Genomic DNA, 19,241 nt, shown 5'->3' with positions numbered 1-19,241 from the left:
ATGCGTCTGCGCCTGATCGCGGTCGGCTCGCGCATGCCCAAGTGGGTCGAGGAAGGCTGGCATGAGTATGCCAAGCGCCTGCCCTCGGAGCTTGCGCTGGAGCTGGTGGAAATCCCGCTGAACACCCGTGGCAAGAACGCCGACGTCGCCCGCCTGATCCGTCAGGAGGGCGAGGCGATGCTGAGCAAGGTGCAGCCCGGGGAACGCATCGTCACCCTCGAGGTCCATGGCAAGCCCTGGAGCACCGAGCAACTGGCGGGCGAGCTGGACCGTTGGCGCCTGGACGCGCGCACGGTCAACCTGATGGTGGGCGGCCCGGAAGGGCTGGCGCCGGAAGTCTGCGCGCGCAGCGAACAGCGTTGGTCGCTGTCGCCGCTGACACTGCCGCACCCGTTGGTAAGGATACTCATCGGCGAGCAGATCTACCGCGCCTGGACCGTGTTGTCCGGGCATCCCTACCACAAATGAACCTGTAAGCCTGTCCGATGCCGCAGCAGATCCGCCTCAAGGACCACGAGAAAGACGCCCGCCTGGTGCGCAACCGCGTCGTCGTGGGCGCCGTGGCGGTGGTGCTGCTCGTCTGCGTGCTGATCGCCCGGCTGTACTACCTGCAGGTCATCCAGTACGACTACCACTCGACGCTGTCGGAGAACAACCGGGTGCACGTGCAGCCGATTCCACCGACCCGTGGCCTGATCTTCGACCGCAACGGCGTGGTGGTGGCGGACAACCGGCCAAGCTTCAGCCTGGTGATGACCCGCGAGCGCGCGGGCAACCCCGGCAAGTGGCAGGACGTGCTGGATGTGATCGTCGAGGTGCTGCAGCTCACCGCGGATGACCGCGCCCTGTTCGAGAAGCGCATGAAGCAGGGGCGCCGGCCGTTCGAGCCGGTGCCGATCCTGTTCGAGCTGACCGAGGAGCAGATCGCCCGCATCGCCGTGAACCAGTTCCGCCTGCCCGGCGTGGAAGTGGCCGCGCAGCTGGTGCGGCATTACCCCCAGGGCGCGCATTTCGCCCACTCGGTGGGGTATGTGGGGCGGATCAACGAGAAGGAGCTCAAGACCCTCGACACGGTGAACTACAGCGGTACCCACCATATCGGCAAGACCGGCATCGAGCGCTTCTACGAAGACGAGCTGCATGGCCAGGTGGGTTACGAGGAAGTCGAGACCAATGCCCGTGGCCGCGTGCTGCGGGTGCTCAAGCGCACCGACCCGAAACCGGGCAAGGACATTGTCCTGAGCCTGGACATCAAGCTGCAGGAAGCCGCCGAGCAGGCCCTGGGTGGGCGTCGTGGCGCCCTGGTCGCCCTCGATCCGCGTACCGGCGAGGTGCTGGCGATGGTCAGCCAGCCAAGCTTCGACCCCAACCTGTTCGTCACCGGCATCAGCTTCAAGGCCTATGCCGAACTGCGTGACTCGATCGACCGGCCGCTGTTCAACCGGGTATTGCGCGGCCTGTATCCACCGGGTTCGACCATCAAGCCGGCGGTGGCCATCGCCGGCCTGGACAGCGGCGTGGTCACCGCCTCGAGCCGGGTGTTCGACCCGGGCTACTACCAATTGCCCAACTACGACCACAAGTACCGCAACTGGAACCGCTACGGTGACGGCTGGGTAGACCTCGATGTGGCGATCATGCGGTCAAACGACACGTACTTCTACGATCTTGCGCACAAGATGGGTATCGATCGGTTGTCCACCTACATGAACAAGTTCGGTATCGGGCAAAAGGTCGCGCTGGACATGTTCGAGGAATCCCCCGGCCTGATGCCGTCGCGCGAATGGAAGCGCGCCACCCGTCGCCAGGCCTGGTTCCCCGGCGAAACCCTGATCCTCGGCATCGGCCAGGGCTATATGCAGGCCACGCCGCTGCAACTGGCCCAGGCCACCGCGCTGATTGCCAACAAAGGGGTGTGGAACCGCCCGCACCTGGCCAAGACCATCGAAGGCCAGCCCCCGGTGGACGACAACCCGATGGAGAACATCGTCCTGCGCGACAAGTCCGACTGGGCCAAGGTCACCCACGGCATGGAGCAGGTGATGCACGGCGCCCGCGGTACCGCGCGCAAGGCCGCCATCGGCTCGCCGTACCGAATCGCCGGCAAGAGCGGCACGGCCCAGGTGGTGGCGATCAAGCAGGGCGAGAAGTACGACCGCAACAAGCTTCAGGAGCGCCACCGCGACCACGCGCTGTTCGTTGCCTTCGCCCCGGCCGACGATCCGAAGATCGTGGTCTCGGTGATGGTCGAGAACGGCGAGTCCGGCTCCGGCGTCGCCGCCCCCGTGGTCCGCCAGGTCATGGATGCCTGGCTGCTCGATGAAAACGGCCGGCTCAAGCCCGAGTTCGCCCCCGCCACCTTTGCCCAGGAATCGGCCCCGTGAAGAACAATTTCGATCGCATGCTCTCCAGCGAGGACGTGATGCGCCGGCGCGCCAGCTTCCTGCAGCGCATCCACATCGACGGCCCCTTGCTGCTCATCCTCCTGACCCTGGCCGCTGGCAGCCTGTTCGTGCTGTATTCGGCCAGTGGCAAGAACTGGGACCTGCTGATGAAGCAGGCCACCTCGTTCGGCATCGGCCTGGTATCGATGTTCATCATTGCCCAGCTCGAACCGCGCTTCATGGCGCGCTGGGTGCCGCTGGCCTATGTGGTCGGGGTCGTGCTGCTGATCGTGGTGGACGTCATGGGCCATAACGCCATGGGCGCCACGCGCTGGATCAACATCCCCGGGGTGATCCGCTTCCAGCCCTCGGAATTCCTCAAGATCATCATGCCGGCGACCATCGCCTGGTACCTGTCCAAGCGCACCCTGCCGCCGCATCTCAAGCATGTGGCGATCAGCCTGGTGTTGATCGGCGTGCCGTTCATCCTCATCGTGCGCCAGCCCGACCTGGGCACCGCGCTGCTGATCCTCGCCTCCGGCGCCTTCGTGCTGTTCATGGGCGGCCTGCGCTGGCGCTGGATCGTCAGCGTGGTGGCGGCCGCGGTGCCGGTGGCGGTGGCGATGTGGTTCTTCGTCATGCACGACTACCAGAAGCAGCGCGTGCTGACCTTCCTCGACCCCGAGAGCGACCCGCTGGGCACCGGCTGGAACATCATCCAGTCCAAGGCGGCGATCGGCTCCGGCGGGGTGTTCGGCAAGGGCTGGCTGCTGGGCACCCAGTCGCACCTGGACTTCCTGCCCGAGAGCCACACCGACTTCATCATCGCCGTGCTCGGCGAGGAGTTCGGCCTGGTCGGCATCTGCCTGCTGCTGCTGATCTACGTCCTGCTGATCGGCCGCGGGCTGATGATCACCGCTCAGGCCCAGACCCTGTTCGGCAAGCTGCTCGCCGGCAGCCTGACCATGACCTTCTTCGTTTATGTGTTCGTCAATATCGGTATGGTCAGCGGCCTACTGCCCGTGGTAGGCGTGCCGCTGCCCTTCATCAGCTATGGCGGAACTTCGTTGGTGACGCTGCTGTCAGCGTTTGGCGTTCTGATGTCGATCCATACGCACCGCAAATGGATTGCACAGGTTTGAAAAAGGTGAAGAATTTCATGCAAGCAGTACGTGGCTGGGCGGCCCGTTGGGTACCGTGGATCGGCGCGATGAGCCTGTGCGGCGCGATCCAGCAGGCCAGTGCCGGTGACTACGACGGCTCGCCCCAGGTGGCCGAGTTCGTCGGCGAGATGACCCGCGACTACGGTTTTGCCAGTGAGCAACTGCTGGGCGTGTTCGCCGAGGTGCAGCGCAAGCAGTCGATCCTCGATGCGATCTCGCGGCCGGCCGAGCGGGTCAAGCCGTGGAAGGAGTACCGGCCAATGTTCATCACCGACGCGCGCATCGCCCGCGGGGTGGACTTCTGGCGCCAGCACGAGGCGGTGCTGGCCCGCGCCGAGCAGGCATACGGGGTGCCGGCGCAGTACATCGTGGCGATCATCGGCGTGGAGACGTTCTTCGGGCGCAATACCGGCAACTACCGGGTCATCGATGCCCTGTCGACCCTGGGCTTCGACTACCCGCCGCGCGCCGAATTCTTCCGCAAGGAGCTGCGCGAGTTCCTCCTGCTGGCGCGTGAGGAGCAGCTCGACCCGCTGACCCTCAAGGGTTCGTACGCCGGCGCCATGGGCCTGCCGCAATTCATGCCGAGCAGCTTTCGCAGCTATGCGGTGGACTTCGACGGCGACGGCCACATCAATATCTGGAACAACCCGGACGACGCCATCGGCAGCGTTGCCAGCTATTTCAAGCGCCATGGCTGGGTTGCCGGGGAGCCTGTGGTCAGCCGCGCCCAGGTGCGCGGCGAGCGGGCCGACGAAGGCCTGACCACAGGTATCGAGCCGGTCAGGACAGTGGCGCAGTTGCGGGCGCTGGGCTGGTCGGGCGATGATGCGCTGCGCGATGATCAAGCGGTCACCGCCTTCCGTCTGGAGGGCGAGAACGGCCCGGAATACTGGATGGGCCTGAAGAATTTCTACGCGATCACTCGCTACAACCGCAGCGTGATGTATGCCATGGCGGTGCATCAGCTATCCGAACAGCTGGTTCTGGCACGGGGCGTCAAGTAAATGCGCGAACTCTTTACAGCCAATGGCTTCAAACTGCTTGCCTGCGTCGCCGCCGGCCTGGTCCTGGCCAGCTGCTCGTCGAGCCGGCCCAGCAGCCCCCAGGGCGGCACTACCAATACCGTGCGCGCGCAACCGGGCCTGGACATCAACCGGGCGCACAAGGACGGCGCGCCCTGGTGGGACGTCGACGTCAACAAGATCCCCGACGCCACCCCGACGGTGCACACCGGCAACTACAAGGCCAACCCCTACACCGTGCTGGGCAAGACCTACTACCCGATGCAGGACTCGCGCAGCTATCGCGCCGAGGGCACCGCGTCGTGGTACGGCACCAAGTTCCACGGGCAGAACACCGCCAACGGCGAGCTCTACGACCTCTATGGCATGAGCGCGGCGCACAAGACCCTGCCACTGCCGGCCTATGTGCGGGTGACCAACCTGGCCAACGGCCGCAGCGTGATCCTGCGGGTCAACGACCGCGGCCCGTTCTATTCCGACCGCATCATCGACCTGTCCTACGCGGCGGCGAAGAAGCTCGGCTATGCCGAGATCGGTACCGCCCATGTACGCGTCGAAGGCATCGACCCGCAGCAATGGTGGGCCCAGCGCGGCCAGCAGCCACCGATGGTGCTCAAGGAGCCGCAGGTGGCCCAGGCGCAGCCGATCGCGGCCAGCAGCGGCCGGGTCGAGCAGTGGACCCCGCCACCCCAGCAGCACGCGGCGCCGGTGGTGCCGGTGCAGGTGGCGGGCAACAACGTGCCGGCCGGCAACGGCGGCAGCTTCCTGCAGGTCGGCGCCTTCGCCAACCCGGACGCCGCCGAGCTGTTGCGCTCGAAGTTGAGCAGCATGGTCAGTGCGCCGGTGTTCATCAGCTCCATCGTGCGCAACCAGCAGACCCTGCACCGCGTGCGCCTGGGGCCGATCAACAGCCAGGGCGAGATCCAGCAGGCCCAGGACAGCATTCGCCTGGCCAACCTCGGCCAGGCGAAAGTCGTCACCGACTAGCAGTTGCAAGCTGCAAGCTGCAAGCTTCAAGAAAAAGCCATGGTGTACGCCTGCTTTTTCTTGCAGCTAGCAGCTTGTAGCTAGCCGCTCTAACTGTCGGTTTGTTCATGAATTGCCGGGCAATGATATGTACAATGCCGCTTTTGCCCGCAGCGGCATTACGCCGCACTTTTCGGGCCAGGCCACGGGCCATAAAACTAGACTGACGGGGCGTTGGGCGCACGATGTGGCCCACGGAACATCAGACCATTAGCGATTTACGAGAGACGGATGAACATCACCAACCTTGCCAAACGACTTTGCCTGCCCGTTCTGCTGATGATCACGCCTGCTGCCTTCGCAGCGGAGCAGATGATGCCGGCACCACCGCAACTGGCCGCCAAGTCCTATGTACTCATGGACGCGTCCAGCGGCAACGTGCTGGTCGAGAACAACGGTGACGAGCGCCTGCCGCCAGCCAGCCTGACCAAGCTGATGACCGCCTACATCGCCACCCTGGACATCCGTCGTGGCCAGATCGGCGAGAACGACCCGGTCACCGTCAGCGAAAACGCCTGGCGCACCGGCGGTTCGCGGATGTTCATCAAGGTCGGCAGCCAGGTCACCGTCAGCGACCTGCTGCACGGCATCATCATCCAGTCGGGCAACGATGCCTCGGTCGCCCTGTCCGAGCACATCGCCGGCAGCGAAGACGCCTTCGCCGACATGATGAACAAGACTGCCGCCGACCTTGGCATGTCCAACAGCCACTTCATGAACCCGACCGGCCTGCCGAACCCGGAGCACTACTCCTCGGCCCACGACATGGCCACCCTGGCACGGGCGATCATCAACGAAGACCCGGCGCACTACGCCATCTACTCGCAGAAAGAGTTCTTCTGGAACAACATCAAGCAGCCCAACCGCAACCTGCTGCTGTGGCGTGACAAGACCGTCGACGGCCTGAAGACCGGCCACACCGACGAAGCCGGCTACTGCATGGTCGCCTCGGCCGTGCGTGACGGCCAGCGCCTGATCGCCGTGGTGTTCGGCACCAACAGCGAGCAGTCCCGCGCCGCCGAGACGCAAAAGCTGCTGACCTACGGTTTCCGTTTCTTCGAAACCCAGACCTTCTACCAGAAGGGCACCGAGCTGACTCAAGCCCAGGTATGGAAAGGCGCGACCAACCAGGTCAAGGCGGGTCTGGCCAACGACCTGACCATGACCATGCCTAAAGGCCAGCTTAAACGTCTGATGGCTTCGATGACCATGAACCCGCAACTGACCGCGCCGATCGCCAAAGGTGACGTGATCGGCAAAGTGGAAGTCAAACTGGACGAGAAAGTGGTTCACAGCGCTGACCTCATCGCCCTCGACGGCGTCGAGGAAGCGGGTTTCTTCGGCCGCATGTGGGACAGCATCCGTCTGTTCTTCTACGGTTTGTTCAACTGATACGTGACCGGCACGCCCCTGTGAACCAGGCGGGGGCGCTGTTGCTGCCACGGCTTACGAGGCCGTTACCGCCATGAGCGAAGAAGACGTCAAGTCGCACAAGATCGAATTCCCCTGCGAGGATTACCCGATCAAGGTGATCGGCGATACCGTTGTCGGCTTCAAGGACACCGTGATCGAGATCCTCAGCAAGTATGCCAAGGTCGACCTGTCGACCCTGGCCGAACGCCAGAGCAAGGAAGGCAAGTACACCACGGTGCAGCTGCATATCGTTGCCACCGGTGAGGACCAGTTGCACGACATCAACAGTGCCCTGCGCGCTACCGGCATCGTGAAAATGGTGCTGTGATGCCTGGCGTGCTCGGTTTCCGCGACCTTGGCCTGCAGCCCTATGAACCGGTGCTGGAGGCCATGCGCCGCTTTACCGAGCAGCGTGGCCCGGACAGCCTGGACGAAGTCTGGCTGGTCGAGCATCCCCCCGTGTTCACCCAGGGCCAGGCCGGCAAGGCCGAGCACTTGTTGGTGCCTGGCGAGATCCCGGTGGTGCAGACCGACCGCGGCGGCCAGGTCACCTACCATGGCCCCGGCCAGCTGGTGGCCTACCTGCTGCTGGATGTGCGGCGCCTGAGCATCGGCGTGCGCGAGCTGGTCAGCCGCATCGAGCTGACCCTCATCGACCTGCTCGCCAGCTACGGCGTGCAGGCGCTGGCAAAACCCGACGCCCCTGGCGTCTATGTCGATGGCGCGAAGATCGCGTCACTTGGCCTTCGAATTCGCAACGGCCGTTCGTTCCACGGCCTTGCCTTGAACGTGGACATGGACCTTGCGCCATTCCGCCGAATCAACCCCTGTGGGTATGCGGGGCTGGCCATGACCCAGCTGCGCGACCTGGCAGGCCCGATCGAACTCGACGAGGTCAGGACAAGGCTGCGCGGACAGCTGGTCAGGCACCTCGACTATGCTGAGCAGACGACCCTGACGGGCGGAATCGACTGATTATGACAACTGTGCAAGAAGCCGTGCCGAACCTGATCCCGACGCAAGACGTCACCCCGCGCCCCGCGCCGAAGAAAGTCGAGGCGGGCGTGAAGCTGCGTGGCGCCGAGAAGGTCGCGCGCATCCCGGTGAAGATCATCCCCACCGAAGAACTGCCGAAGAAACCCGACTGGATTCGCGTGCGCATCCCGGTTTCGCCGGAGGTCGACCGCATCAAGCAACTGCTGCGCAAGCACAAGCTGCACAGCGTCTGCGAAGAGGCTTCCTGCCCGAACTTGGGCGAGTGCTTCTCTGGCGGTACCGCCACCTTCATGATCATGGGCGATATCTGCACCCGTCGCTGCCCGTTCTGCGACGTCGGCCACGGCCGGCCGAAGCCGCTGGACCTCGACGAGCCGAAGAACCTGGCCGTGGCCATCGCCGACCTGCGCCTGAAGTACGTGGTGATCACCTCGGTGGACCGCGACGACCTGCGTGACGGCGGCGCCCAGCACTTCGCCGACTGTATCCGCGAGATTCGCGCGCTGTCGCCGGGCGTGCAGCTGGAAACCCTGGTGCCGGACTACCGTGGGCGCATGGACGTGGCGCTGGAGATCACCGCGCAGACCCCGCCAGATGTGTTCAACCACAACCTCGAGACCGTGCCGCGCCTGTACAAGGCCGCGCGCCCGGGTTCGGACTACGACTGGTCGCTGGACCTGCTGCAGAAGTTCAAGCAGATGGTCCCGCACGTGCCGACCAAGTCCGGCCTGATGCTCGGCCTGGGCGAGACCGACGAAGAGGTGATCGAGGTGATGCAGCGCATGCGCGAGCACGACATCGACATGCTGACCCTGGGCCAGTACCTGCAACCGTCGCGCAACCACCTGCCGGTGCAGCGCTTCGTGCACCCGGACACCTTCGCCTGGTTCGCCGAGGAAGGCTACAAGATGGGCTTCAAGAACGTCGCGTCCGGCCCGTTGGTGCGTTCGTCGTACCACGCCGACCAGCAGGCCCACGAAGCCAAGATCAAGCTCTGAAGCGAGCTTGAGCGAGACATGCCGATGCGCGCTGGAAGGCGGCATCGGCATTTTTTTTGAGCTAGAAGCTTGAAGCGACAAGCTGCAAGGAGTGGCGTGATGAATTGCCTGGAAACTGCCGAGTACCTGTTGCCCAAGGCCCTGCCTGACAACGCCCGCTTCGCCATCATCGCCCCGGCCGGGCCGGCGCGGCTGGATACTGACAAGGCGCGCCTGTGGTTCGAAAACCGTGGCCTGCGATGCCGTATCTACCCCGGCGTACTGCAAGCGGACGGGTACCTCGCCGGCAGCGACGAGCAGCGCCTGCGTGACCTGCACGATGCGTTCAGTGCCCCGGACATCGACGCCATCCTGTGCATGCGCGGCGGTTACGGCAGCATGCGCCTGCTGGACCGGGTCGACTTCGAACTGATCCGTCGCCATCCCAAGCCGCTGGTGGGCTACAGCGATATCACCGCCCTGCATTCGGCGCTCAACCGGCATGCCGGGCTGGTCACCTTCCATGGCGCCATGCTCAATGCCGACCTGCTGGGCGGCAAGCAGGAACCGACCGTTCGCTCACTGTTCGAGCAGCTTGGCGGGCAGTTGGCGGCGGGGGGCGAGATCGTTCATCCATCGGCTTATCCACTGACCTGCGTGGTGCCGGGCATGGCCAGTGGCAGGCTGGTCGGCGGCAATCTGTCGTTGCTTGGGGCGACGCTGGGGACGCTGGCGGAAATCGACACCCAGGACAGTATCCTGTTCATCGAGGACGTCAACGAGCCGCTGTACCGGGTCGACCGCCTGCTGACGCAGCTGCGCCTGGCCGGCAAGCTGGAGGGGGTGCGTGGCGTGCTGCTGGGGGATTTTGCCGGCATCACCGTGGCGGCGATGACGCCGCTGCTGCTGGATACCTTCGGCCCGCTTGGGGTGCCGGTGCTGGCCGGGTGGCGCAGCGGGCATTGTGATCCGAATGTGTGCCTGCCGCTGGGGGCTCGGGTAAGGTTGGAGAGTGTCGGGCAGGCACTGGTGCTGGAGCAGGATCTGTTCAGGGCTTGAGATGGCCGGGGCTGCTTTGCAGCCCGTCGCGACACAAGGCCGCTCCTACAGGGGATCGCGTTACCTCGAAATTCGCGATTGCTTGTAGGAGCGGCCTTGTGTCGCGAAAGGGCCGCGCAGCGGCCCCAAAATGCTCAGCGCTGACGCAGGCTGTCGAGCAGCTTGTGCGTCGGATAACCATCGGCCGGCCAGCCCTGGGCCTGCTGCGCATTGCGGATGGCCTTGCGGGTATTGGCGCCGATGATCCCATCGGGGTTGCCCGCCTCGTGGCCGCTGGCGTTGAGCAGGGTCTGCAGTTCGATCCGCTCGCTGCGGCTCAGCGGCAGGTCTTCCTTCGGCCAGCTGCCGGCGATGAAGCCCCAGCCCGAGAAGCGATCGCCCAGCAGGCTCACCGCCAGCGCATAGGACGACGAGTTGTTGTACTTGAGGATCGCGCGGAAGTTGTCCAGCACCAGGAACGCCGGGCCACGGGCACCGGCTGGCAGCAGCAGGGCGGCGGACAGCTGGTTGCTGCCGGCCGGCAGTTGCGTGCCTGCCGGCAGCTTCACGCCCAGTTGCAGCCATTCGCTGACGCTCTTGCGTTGGCTGCCGTCGGCCAGCCACCAGTCGAACCCGGCTGGCACCTGCACCTCGAAGCCCCACGGCTGGCCACGCTTCCAGCCGGACGCCTGCAGGTAGTGCGCGGTCGACGCCAGGGCGTCGGCGGTGCTGTTCCAGATATCGCGGCGCCCGTCGCCGTCGAAATCCACGGCGTGGGTGAGGTAGGTGGTGGGGATGAACTGGGTCTGGCCCATGGCACCGGCCCACGAGCCGCGCATGGCCTCGGGCTGGATGTCGCCGTTCTGCAGGATTTGCAGGGCGGCGATCAGCTGGTCCTGGGCGAACTGCGGGCGACGGCCCTCATAGGCCAGGGTGGCCAGCGAGCGGATCACCGACTTGCTGCCCTGGAACTGGCCAAAGTTGCTCTCCATGCCCCACACCGACACCAGCACCTGGCGATCGACCCCATAGCGCTGCTCGATGCGGCTGAGCAACTCGGCATTTTGCGCCAGCAGCTTCTTGCCGTTGCGCACGCGCAGAGGCGACAGGGCGCCGTCGAGGTATTCCCAGACCGGGCGAGTGAATTCGGGTTGGCTGCGGTCGGCCTTGATCACGTCCATGTCCGGGGTGACGCCGAGGAAGGCGCGATCGAACAGGCTGGGGCTGATGCCGGCTTGCAGGGCTTGCTGGCGGAAATTCGCCTGCCATTGGGCGAAGGTCTGCAAGGGCTGGATTTCGTTACTGGTATCGACGCTGGCGGACGGCAGCGTGACGACCGGGGCGGGCTGGGCGGGGGCCAGCGGCAAGGCGTCGGCGGCGGTGGGTTTCTCGGCGCAGGCGACGAGCAGGATGAAGCTGGTGGCCGCGATCAGCTGGCGAGGTTGCCAGCGTAGAGTGGGACGAGAGGGCATGCACAGATCCAGAATTGCAGGTCAGGTGCCGACCATACCATGCTTGCGCCTTTCATGCCTTTTCAGGCCGCCATAAAGCAGGAAGCCTCCCAATCTCTCGATTGGAAGGCTTCGCGGCGGTAGCTGCCCTTGCCTTTTTCGGCCCGTTCCTGGCGGCAGCGGAACAGGGGTTGGGCGATGATCGACTTGGCCTTGTTGGGGCCATGCTTTTTCGGCTTTTTGCTCATGGTGGGGTTCCCGGTTGGGTGGGTTTCGGGGCGGACTTTAGGCCGTGGGGCAATGTAGGGCCAATTGATTGTGTTTATGGCTGAGATCCTGGGGCCGCTTCGCGCCCCTTTCGCAACACAAGGCCGCTCCCACAGGGACGCACGCACTCCTGTGGGAGCGGCCTTGTGTCGCGAAAGGGGCGCGAAGCAGCCCCAGCTATTGCGAAGGAAGCACCAATCGCTGGCCAGCCATCAACAGCGACAGCCGCGCCAGGCTGGTCCAGGGCGAGCCTTCGGCCTGGCCCTTGATCTGGGCATCGATGCGCTGGGCATCCTGCAGCAGCATGGCCCAGCGCTGCGCCGAGAGGCGTTGCAGGGCCTTGCTGACCAGCGGCCGGCGTTTGTCCCACACCGGCGGCCGGGCCTGGCTGAACGCCTTGTCCAGCGGCACGCCCTGGCTGAACTGTTGCGCCAGCCCGGCCAGCAGGCGTAGTTCGCGGGCCAGCGCCCAGAGGATCACCGGCGGTTCGACCCCCTCGCCACGCAGCCCTTCGAGCATGCGCAAGGCATGCGCGGCCTCGCCGTTGAGGATGGCATCGACCAGGCCGAAGACATCGAAGCGGGCGCTATCGGCCACGGCTGCCTGCACCGTCTCGACGGTGATCTGGTTGCCTTCGGCGAGCAGCTTGAGCTTCTCGATCTCCTGGGCCGCCGCCAGTAGGTTGCCCTCGACCCGCGCGGCGATCAGGTCCACGGCGTCGCGCTGGGCCGACAGGCCAGCCTGGGACAGGCGCTGGTTGATCCATTGCGGCAACTGCTGGGCGTCCACTGGCCAGATCTGGATGAACTGGCACTGGCCACCCTCGATCAACGCCTTGCCCCACTTGGTCTTCTGCGCGCTGCCGTCGAGCTTGGGCAGGCTGATCAGCAGTAAGGTGTCTTCGGCGGGCTTGGCGCAGTATTCGATCAGCGCCGCTGCGCCCTTGTCACCGGGCTTGCCGGAGGGCAGGCGCAGTTCCAGCAGGCGGCGCTGGGCGAACAGCGAAAGGCTGGCGCCGGCCAGCAGCAGGTTGCCCCAGTCGAAGTTGGCGTCGGCGCTGAACACCTGGCGTTCATTGTAGCCTTGCAGGCGCGCCGCGGCGCGAATGGCGTCGGCGGCTTCCTGGCACAGCAGCGGGTCGTCGCCGCTGACGACATAGACAGGCGCAAGCGTGCCTTGCAGGTGCTTGTTGAGTTGGGCGGGGGCGAGCTTCATGGCGAAGGGCGGGGCACCTCAGGTGCCCCGTTCGGGCTCAGGGAGCCGGGATTTCCAGGGGCGATTGCTGCGGCGTCTCGTCCTGGATGCGCTGGGCCTCGCGCAGGGCGCGGGCTTCGGCTTCGGCACGCTCGTTGGCCTTGCGTTGCAAGTGCTCCAGGTGCTGCGGAGTCAGTTGTTGCAGGCGGGCCATCATGCTTTGCACCAGGTCGCGGCGGATCTCTTCGCGAACCTGGTTGGCTTCCTGGCCGGAGCCGTTGATGTTGTTGCCGTCGTAGACGTAGTACTTCTGCACTTGCAGCTTGTCTTCGAGCAGCAGGGTGTCGTTCTGGCCTTGCAGCGCGTAGTTCAGCACGGTGGTCAGCTCGTACTCCGCCGAGCGGCTACCACCGGTGTAGGTGGCGGCGCGCTGGGTTTCCTGCTCGTTGGTCAGCACCAGCTTGTAGGGGGCCGAGGCGTACACCTTGACGCCGCTGCTTTCCAGGGCGCGACGCAGTTGCATCACGGTGGCGCCGTACTGGTTGCGGGCGCTGAGGTCCAGCTCCTTGATGCTCAGTTCGTTGGTGCCGGTGCCGCGCAGCTGGAAACCGCAGGCGCTGAGCATGACGGCCAGGCCCATTACCAGCAGATTGCGTTTGATCATGTTGTTGCTCCCTCGTGGACCGATTACGCCCGCCTGCGCTTTGCGCCGACGGGCGTTGCCATCAGTTGGCGACGATATTGACCAGTTTGCCCGGTACGACGATGACCTTGCGGATGGTCAGGCCATCGATGAAGCGCAGGACATTCTCGTTGTTGCGGGCAGCGGCCTCGACTTCCTCACGGCTGGCGGCGGCGGGCATTTCCACCTGGCCGCGCAGCTTGCCGTTGACCTGGACCACCAGGGTGACGGTGTCCTGCACCAGCGCAGCGTCATCCACGGTCGGCCAGCCGGCGTCGATGACGGCCTGGTCGTGGCCCAGCTGCTTCCACAGCTCGTGGGAGATGTGCGGGGTGATCGGCGCCAGCAGCAGGGTCACGGCCTCGAGACCTTCCTGCAGCAGGGCGCGGTCCTGGGCGGTGGCCTGCGGGGCTTTTTCCAGCACGTTCATCACGGTCATCACCTGGGCGATGGCGGTGTTGAACTTGTGGAACTGGCCCACATCGGTGCTGGCCTGCTTGATCGCGGCGTGAATGGCGCGGCGGATGACTTTCTGCGCGTCGTCCAGCGCGGCGACGTCCAGCTGGCCTGGCAGGCCTTGGGCCACGTGGGCCTGGGCCAGGCGCCAGACACGGCGCAGGAAGCGGCTGGCGCCCTCGACGCCGGAGTCGGACCATTCCAGGCTCATGTCGGGCGGCGAGGCGAACATCATGAACAGGCGGCAGGTGTCGGCGCCGTACTGGTCGATCATCGATTGCGGGTCAACGCCGTTGTTCTTCGACTTCGACATTTTCTCGGTGCCGCCGATTTCCACCGGCAGGCCGTCGGTCTTCAGGCGCGCGCCGATGATCTTGGCCTTGGCGTCGCGCTCGACTTCGACATCGGCCGGGTTGAACCAGTCCTTGCCACCATTGCTGGCGACACGGTAGTAGGTTTCGGCGACGACCATGCCCTGGGTCAGCAGGTTCTTGAACGGCTCGTTGGAGGTCACCAGGCCTTCGTCGCGCATCAGCTTGTGGAAGAAGCGCGCGTACAGCAGGTGCAGGATCGCGTGTTCGATACCGCCGATGTACTGGTCCACCGGCAGCCAGTGGTTGGCCGCTTTCGGGTCGACCATGCCGCCTTCGTAGTTGGGCGAGGCGTAGCGGGCGAAGTACCAGGACGACTCGACGAAGGTGTCCATGGTGTCGGTTTCGCGCTTGGCCGCAGCGCCGCATTTCGGGCAGCTGCAGGCGTAGAACTCAGGCATGCGCGCCAGGGGCGAGCCGGCGCCGTCCGGCACCACGTTCTCTGGCAGCACGACCGGCAACTGGTCTTCGGGCACCGGCACGTCGCCGCAGGCTGGGCAGTGGATGATCGGGATCGGGCAGCCCCAGTAGCGCTGGCGGCTGATGCCCCAGTCGCGCAGGCGGAACTGGGTGCGCGACTTGCCGAGGTCCTTGCGGATCAGCGCAGCCTCGATGGCGTCGAAGGCGCCCTGGAAGTCCAGGCCGTCGAACTCGCCGGAGTTGATCAGCTGGCCGTGCTCGCCATAGGCGGCCTGCCATTCGCTGCCGACCTGGTCGCCGGCGCTGGTGCGCACCACGGCCTTGACCGGCAGGTTGTACTTGTGGGCGAACTCGAAGTCGCGCTCGTCGTGGGCCGGCACGGCCATTACGGCGCCATCGCCGTAGTGCATCAGCACGTAGTTGGCGACCCACACCGGGAGTTTCTCGCCGGTCAGCGGGTGCTCGACGTACAGGGAAGTGGGCATGCCCTTCTTCTCCTGGGTGGCCATGTCGGCCTCGGCGACGCTGCCGCCTTTGCATTCTTCGATGAACGCCTGCAGCGCCGGGTTGCCCTGGGCCGCCTGGGTGGCCAGCGGGTGCTCGGCGGCAACCGCGACGTAGGTGGCGCCCATCAGGGTGTCCGGACGGGTGGTGAAGACCTTGAGGGTGCCTTCATGGCCGATGCTGGCCTGGTCGAACGGGAACTGCACTTCCATGCCGCGCGACTTGCCGATCCAGTTGCGCTGCATGGTCTTGACCTGCTCAGGCCAGCCCGGCAACTCGTCGAGGCTTTCCAGCAGCTCGTCGGCGTAGTCGGTGATGCGGAAGTAGTACATCGGGATTTCGCGCTTCTCGATCAGCGCGCCCGAACGCCAGCCACGGCCGTCGATGACCTGTTCGTTGGCCAGGACCGTCTGGTCGGCCGGGTCCCAGTTGACGGTACCGTTCTTGCGGTAGATCACGCCTTTTTCGAACAGGCGGGTGAACAGCCACTGCTCCCAGCGGTAGTAGTCCGGCTTGCAGGTGGTGACTTCACGCGCCCAGTCGATGGCCAGGCCCAGGCTCTTGAGCTGGGTCTTCATGTAGTCGATGTTTTCGTACGTCCACTTGGCCGGTGCGACGTTGTTCTTCATCGCGGCGTTTTCCGCCGGCATGCCGAAGGCATCCCAGCCCATCGGCTGCAGCACGTTCTTGCCCAGCATGCGCTGGTAGCGGGCGATCACGTCACCGATGGTGTAGTTGCGCACGTGCCCCATGTGTAGCTTGCCGCTCGGGTACGGGAACATCGACAGGCAGTAGTAGGTGTCCTTGCCTGGCTGTTCGGTAACAGCGAACGATTGTTGCTCGTCCCAGTAGGTCTGGGCGGCGGCTTCGATATCACGGGGTGTGTATTGTTCGTGCATGGCTACTTTGCATTTAGGGATAAGAGACATGTTCCAGGCAGCGCAACCTCGCTGCGTCCGGCACTCCGGTGTCGTGTAAGAGTGAACGCCGTAGCATACATGAGCGTCGCGCGTCGTGGGAAACCCAGTTTGCATTGGCGCTCGCGCGGGCCGTTGGTCGCGGCGCCCGGTCGCTTTTGCGAGTGACGCTAAGCTCAGGTGTGGGGGGAGATATTCTTACCTTCAATGAGGTGAACGGATGGGAGAGTCGCAGCTAACCACGAGCAAACCGGAGCTTTACGAACGCCTGATCGACCGCCTGGGCCTGGCGCTGGAAGTGGCCAGGACCTCGGTCAGATTGCGCGACGAGATGCCCGCCGAACTGGAGTTGCGTGGCCTGAGCCATGCCGAGTTCGAAGTGATCAAGGCCTACCTGGAATCCCTCCCGGAGGGCCGTTTTGCCAGCGCCGGTGCTTATCCGCAGCCGCAACCGTCCTCGGCCAGAATCGTCTGGCTCAAGGACCGCAAGCGTTCCGCCGCCCCAGCAAGCGCGCGGACACTGCCGTCCCGATAGTCGATCAGGGTTGTAGCCGCTGGTACTTCACATTTGTCGCTATCGATCGGCGCCGGTTGCCCTTGAGGGCCGGTGCCGATCCTCTTAGGCTGCACGCCTTCCATGGAGGTGTGTGATGCCGTTTCGCTTTTTTCTCAAACAATGGCTGATGCCGCCCGGCGTCCTGTTGCTGTTGCTGCTGGCCGCCTGGTGGTGGCGCCGGCGTCGACCACGGCTGGCGGCGGCTTGCTTCGCCCTGGGCCTGGGCGGCTTGTGGCTGATGAGCTTGCCGTGGGTGGTGGAGCATGCCGCCCGCGCGCTCGAGACAGAACCGGCGTTGCGCGTCGATGACTGGGCGCAGCTGGCGTCCAGGGCCGATGCCATCGTGGTGCTCGGCGCCGGGCGTGATCGCGGTGACCCGGCCTGGGCCGATGCCGACCAGCCGAGCTACATGGCGCTGGAACGCCTGCGCTATGCGGCCCAACTGGCCAAGGCCTCGGGCTTGCCGGTGCTGACCAGCGGCGGCCTGCACTACGGCACGCCGCCTAGCGAAGCGCAGTTGATGGCCGAGCGCCTGCAGGCTGATTTCGGCGTGCAGGCTGCCTGGAAAGAGCAGGCCAGCCGGACCACCTGGGAAAATGCCGCGTTCAGCGCCAAGCTGCTGCAGCCCCTGGGCATCCGCCGCGTGGTGGTGGTGACCCAGGCCTGGCACATGCAGCGCTCGCGCTGGAGCTTCGAGCGGGCGGGGTTGGAAGTGGTGCCCGCGCCTGTCGGCTTCCTCGGCCGCGACCACGCCCGCCCATTCGCCGGCTTGCTTCCGGAAAGCCGGGCGATGTGGCAGAGCGGGCAGTTGCTCAACGAGGCGGTGGGGTTGCTGGGGTACCGGTTGTTCTATTGAGGTCCAGCGTACAGGGGCATCTTCGCTTAGACGGTCCTGGCGATTCGTCCGGCCAGCAGCGCCCAGCCCAGCAGCAGCGCGCAGACGATCGCCAGCGGCCACGAGCGCCATTGCAGGTAGGGCGTCAGCTGCTGCATCGGTACCACTTCGCCGTACAGCACCGCGCGCTGGAACTGCGGGACCTGCGTGGTGATCCTGCCGAACGGGTCGATCAATGCGGTCACGCCGTTGTTGGTGGCGCGGATCATCCAGCGTCCGGCCTCCAGGGCGCGCATCTGGGCCATCTGCAGGTGCTGCAGCGGGCCGATCGAGGTGCCGAACCAGGTGTCGTTGCTGATGGTCAGCAGCAGGTCGCTGCGTGCGGCAAGGCCGGCGGCGAACTCCGGGTAGACCACTTCGTAGCAAATGTACGGGGCAACCTGGTAACCCTTGGCCTGCAACAGTGGCTGGTCCTCGGGGCCGCGGGCGAAGTCCGACATCGGCAGGTTGAAGAACTCGATCAGCCCGCGCAGCATGTCCTGCAGCGGTACGTATTCGCCGAACGGCACCAGCTTCTGCTTGAGGTAGGTGCCGTCGCCTTCACCGCTGACGGTGACGCCGTTGTAGTAGCGGCGCTGCTGATGCACCACCTGGCGTACCGGCACCCCGGTGATCAGCGCCGAATGTCGTTCGGCGGCAAAGGCGCCCATCATGTCGATGTAGCCTTGGGCCTGGTCCTTGAGCACGGGCACGGCGGTTTCCGGCCATACCAGCAGGTCGACCGGTTTCGAGCTGAAGCTCATGTCGCGGTACAACGCCAGTTGCGCGTTGATGTGCGCCGGGTCCCATTTCAAATCCTGCTCGACGTTGCCTTGCAAGGCGGCGACCTTCAGCGGGTCACCGGCGGGGACGGTCCAGGCATGGTCCTTCAGGGCCAGGCCGACAGTCCAGGGCGTCAGCAACAGCAGCACGCCCACGGCCAGGAATGCGCGACGCTCGCGCAGGCGGTACAGGTTGCACAGCAGGGCGGCGCTCAGGGCCAGGGCGAACGACACCAGCCACACGCCGCCCAGCGGGGCAAGCCCGGCGAGCGGGCCATCGAGCTGGCTGTAGCCGGCGTAGAGCCACGGGAAACCGGTGAGGAACCAGCCGCGGAACGCCTCCTGCAGCAGCCACAGGGCGGCGAAACACAGGGCGTCGGCCAGCGGCGCTTCGTCGCGGCGCAGCCAGCGCGCCCAGAGCCAGGCGGGCAGGGCGAAGAACAGCGCCAGGCAGGCGAAGAACGCCAGCAGCAGCAGGATCGCCAACAGCGGCGAGGCGCCGCCGTAGGTGTTCATGCTGACGTAGATCCACCAGGTGCCGGCGCCATACAGGCCGAAACCGAAGCACCAGCCACGGCCCAGGGCCTGGCGTGGGGTCAGTGTGCGCAGGCCGGCGTAGAACAGGGCGATGGACAGCAGCGCCAGCGGCCAGATGTCGAACGGCGCCAGGGCCAGGAGGGTGGAGGCGCCGGCCGCCATGGCCAGCAGGTTACCGGGCCAGCCGGGGCGGGTGATCCAGCGCATG

18 protein-coding genes are annotated in these 19,241 nt (G+C 65.4%); 12 read left to right on the top strand and 6 right to left on the bottom strand.

Annotated features, from left to right (window positions below):
• From rlmH to NJG22_RS01470, 10 genes are all read left to right on the top strand, one after another.
• Positions 1–468 carry a 23S rRNA (pseudouridine(1915)-N(3))-methyltransferase RlmH gene (gene rlmH / locus NJG22_RS01515; protein WP_011535845.1) on the top strand — a complete coding sequence of 156 codons (468 nt, stop codon included), beginning with the start codon at positions 1–3 and terminating at the stop codon, positions 466–468.
• Between the two features lie 17 nt (positions 469–485).
• Positions 486–2,384, top strand: a complete 1,899-nt coding sequence (mrdA, locus tag NJG22_RS01510; protein ID WP_253091966.1) for a penicillin-binding protein 2 — start codon at positions 486–488, stop codon at positions 2,382–2,384.
• Positions 2,385–2,422: 38 nt separating this feature from the next.
• On the top strand, positions 2,423–3,526 hold the full coding sequence (gene rodA / locus NJG22_RS01505) for a rod shape-determining protein RodA (RefSeq protein WP_253092071.1): 1,104 nt from the start codon (positions 2,423–2,425) through the stop codon (positions 3,524–3,526).
• Between the two features lie 17 nt (positions 3,527–3,543).
• On the top strand, positions 3,544–4,554 hold the full coding sequence (mltB, locus tag NJG22_RS01500; RefSeq protein ID WP_253091964.1) for a lytic murein transglycosylase B: 1,011 nt from the start codon (positions 3,544–3,546) through the stop codon (positions 4,552–4,554).
• Positions 4,555–5,559, top strand: a complete 1,005-nt coding sequence (locus tag NJG22_RS01495; protein ID WP_253091962.1) for a septal ring lytic transglycosylase RlpA family protein — start codon at positions 4,555–4,557, stop codon at positions 5,557–5,559.
• A 270-nt stretch (positions 5,560–5,829) separates the two neighbouring features.
• On the top strand, positions 5,830–6,990 hold the full coding sequence (locus NJG22_RS01490; RefSeq protein ID WP_217850486.1) for a D-alanyl-D-alanine carboxypeptidase family protein: 1,161 nt from the start codon (positions 5,830–5,832) through the stop codon (positions 6,988–6,990).
• Between the two features lie 73 nt (positions 6,991–7,063).
• The gene (locus NJG22_RS01485; protein ID WP_023630272.1) at positions 7,064–7,339 is read left to right on the top strand and encodes a DUF493 domain-containing protein; all 276 of its coding nucleotides are present in this window, start codon (positions 7,064–7,066) and stop codon (positions 7,337–7,339) included.
• A complete protein-coding gene (gene lipB, locus NJG22_RS01480) occupies positions 7,339–7,986 on the top strand; it encodes a lipoyl(octanoyl) transferase LipB (RefSeq protein WP_253091960.1) in 648 nt (215 codons plus the stop codon). Before NJG22_RS01485 ends, lipB begins: the two co-directional genes overlap by 1 nt.
• A gap of 2 nt (positions 7,987–7,988) precedes the next feature.
• Positions 7,989–9,005 (top strand): lipoyl synthase, encoded by a 1,017-nt coding sequence (gene lipA / locus NJG22_RS01475; RefSeq protein WP_225935547.1) that lies wholly within the window; start codon positions 7,989–7,991, stop codon positions 9,003–9,005.
• Between the two features lie 99 nt (positions 9,006–9,104).
• A complete protein-coding gene (locus NJG22_RS01470) occupies positions 9,105–10,043 on the top strand; it encodes an LD-carboxypeptidase (RefSeq protein ID WP_253091958.1) in 939 nt (312 codons plus the stop codon).
• A gap of 134 nt (positions 10,044–10,177) precedes the next feature.
• On the opposite strand, the gene NJG22_RS01465 is transcribed toward NJG22_RS01470, so the two are convergent.
• From NJG22_RS01465 to leuS, 5 genes are all read right to left on the bottom strand, one after another.
• A complete protein-coding gene (locus tag NJG22_RS01465; RefSeq protein ID WP_253091956.1) occupies positions 10,178–11,494 on the bottom strand; it encodes a lytic murein transglycosylase in 1,317 nt (438 codons plus the stop codon).
• Positions 11,495–11,556: 62 nt separating this feature from the next.
• Entirely contained in the window at positions 11,557–11,721 is a 165-nt protein-coding gene (arfA, locus tag NJG22_RS01460; protein ID WP_134692271.1) for an alternative ribosome rescue factor ArfA, read from the bottom strand.
• Between the two features lie 196 nt (positions 11,722–11,917).
• Positions 11,918–12,955 carry a DNA polymerase III subunit delta gene (gene holA, locus NJG22_RS01455; protein ID WP_253091954.1) on the bottom strand — a complete coding sequence of 346 codons (1,038 nt, stop codon included), beginning with the start codon at positions 12,953–12,955 and terminating at the stop codon, positions 11,918–11,920.
• Positions 12,956–12,992: 37 nt separating this feature from the next.
• Positions 12,993–13,598: an LPS assembly lipoprotein LptE gene (lptE, locus tag NJG22_RS01450; RefSeq protein ID WP_253091952.1), complete on the bottom strand. Its 606-nt coding sequence runs from the start codon at positions 13,596–13,598 to the stop codon at positions 12,993–12,995.
• Positions 13,599–13,659: 61 nt separating this feature from the next.
• The gene (leuS, locus tag NJG22_RS01445) at positions 13,660–16,266 is read right to left on the bottom strand and encodes a leucine--tRNA ligase (RefSeq protein ID WP_253091950.1); all 2,607 of its coding nucleotides are present in this window, start codon (positions 16,264–16,266) and stop codon (positions 13,660–13,662) included.
• Between the two features lie 238 nt (positions 16,267–16,504).
• Between leuS and NJG22_RS01440 the strand changes: the two genes are divergently transcribed.
• Positions 16,505–16,819 (top strand): hypothetical protein, encoded by a 315-nt coding sequence (locus NJG22_RS01440; RefSeq protein WP_134692278.1) that lies wholly within the window; start codon positions 16,505–16,507, stop codon positions 16,817–16,819.
• Positions 16,820–16,934: 115 nt separating this feature from the next.
• Positions 16,935–17,696 carry a YdcF family protein gene (locus NJG22_RS01435; RefSeq protein ID WP_253091948.1) on the top strand — a complete coding sequence of 254 codons (762 nt, stop codon included), beginning with the start codon at positions 16,935–16,937 and terminating at the stop codon, positions 17,694–17,696.
• A gap of 26 nt (positions 17,697–17,722) precedes the next feature.
• Here the strand turns inward: NJG22_RS01435 and lnt are convergent, their stop codons facing one another.
• A complete protein-coding gene (gene lnt, locus NJG22_RS01430; protein WP_253091946.1) occupies positions 17,723–19,240 on the bottom strand; it encodes an apolipoprotein N-acyltransferase in 1,518 nt (505 codons plus the stop codon).
• Position 19,241 lies beyond the last annotated feature (1 nt).

The organism is Pseudomonas sp. VA159-2 (assembly GCF_024126635.1).
Taxonomy (GTDB): Bacteria; Pseudomonadota; Gammaproteobacteria; order Pseudomonadales; family Pseudomonadaceae; genus Aquipseudomonas; species Aquipseudomonas muyukensis.
This window is presented reverse-complemented; position numbering and strand designations above follow the sequence as displayed.

Bases quoted from the DNA above. Each gene is read 5' to 3' on its own strand.
- rlmH (WP_011535845.1), top strand. From the start codon at position 1: ATGCGTCTGCGCCTGATCGCGGTCGGCTCGCGCATGCCCAAGTGGGTC.
- mrdA (WP_253091966.1), top strand. From the start codon at position 486: ATGCCGCAGCAGATCCGCCTCAAGGACCACGAGAAAGACGCCCGCCTG.
- rodA (WP_253092071.1), top strand. From the start codon at position 2,423: ATGCGCCGGCGCGCCAGCTTCCTGCAGCGCATCCACATCGACGGCCCC.
- mltB (WP_253091964.1), top strand. From the start codon at position 3,544: ATGCAAGCAGTACGTGGCTGGGCGGCCCGTTGGGTACCGTGGATCGGC.
- NJG22_RS01495 (WP_253091962.1), top strand. From the start codon at position 4,555: ATGCGCGAACTCTTTACAGCCAATGGCTTCAAACTGCTTGCCTGCGTC.
- NJG22_RS01490 (WP_217850486.1), top strand. From the start codon at position 5,830: ATGAACATCACCAACCTTGCCAAACGACTTTGCCTGCCCGTTCTGCTG.
- NJG22_RS01485 (WP_023630272.1), top strand. From the start codon at position 7,064: ATGAGCGAAGAAGACGTCAAGTCGCACAAGATCGAATTCCCCTGCGAG.
- lipB (WP_253091960.1), top strand. From the start codon at position 7,339: ATGCCTGGCGTGCTCGGTTTCCGCGACCTTGGCCTGCAGCCCTATGAA.
- lipA (WP_225935547.1), top strand. From the start codon at position 7,989: ATGACAACTGTGCAAGAAGCCGTGCCGAACCTGATCCCGACGCAAGAC.
- NJG22_RS01470 (WP_253091958.1), top strand. From the start codon at position 9,105: ATGAATTGCCTGGAAACTGCCGAGTACCTGTTGCCCAAGGCCCTGCCT.
- NJG22_RS01465 (WP_253091956.1), bottom strand. From the start codon at position 11,494: ATGCCCTCTCGTCCCACTCTACGCTGGCAACCTCGCCAGCTGATCGCG.
- arfA (WP_134692271.1), bottom strand. From the start codon at position 11,721: ATGAGCAAAAAGCCGAAAAAGCATGGCCCCAACAAGGCCAAGTCGATC.
- holA (WP_253091954.1), bottom strand. From the start codon at position 12,955: ATGAAGCTCGCCCCCGCCCAACTCAACAAGCACCTGCAAGGCACGCTT.
- lptE (WP_253091952.1), bottom strand. From the start codon at position 13,598: ATGATCAAACGCAATCTGCTGGTAATGGGCCTGGCCGTCATGCTCAGC.
- leuS (WP_253091950.1), bottom strand. From the start codon at position 16,266: ATGCACGAACAATACACACCCCGTGATATCGAAGCCGCCGCCCAGACC.
- NJG22_RS01440 (WP_134692278.1), top strand. From the start codon at position 16,505: ATGGGAGAGTCGCAGCTAACCACGAGCAAACCGGAGCTTTACGAACGC.
- NJG22_RS01435 (WP_253091948.1), top strand. From the start codon at position 16,935: ATGCCGTTTCGCTTTTTTCTCAAACAATGGCTGATGCCGCCCGGCGTC.
- lnt (WP_253091946.1), bottom strand. From the start codon at position 19,240: ATGCGCTGGATCACCCGCCCCGGCTGGCCCGGTAACCTGCTGGCCATG.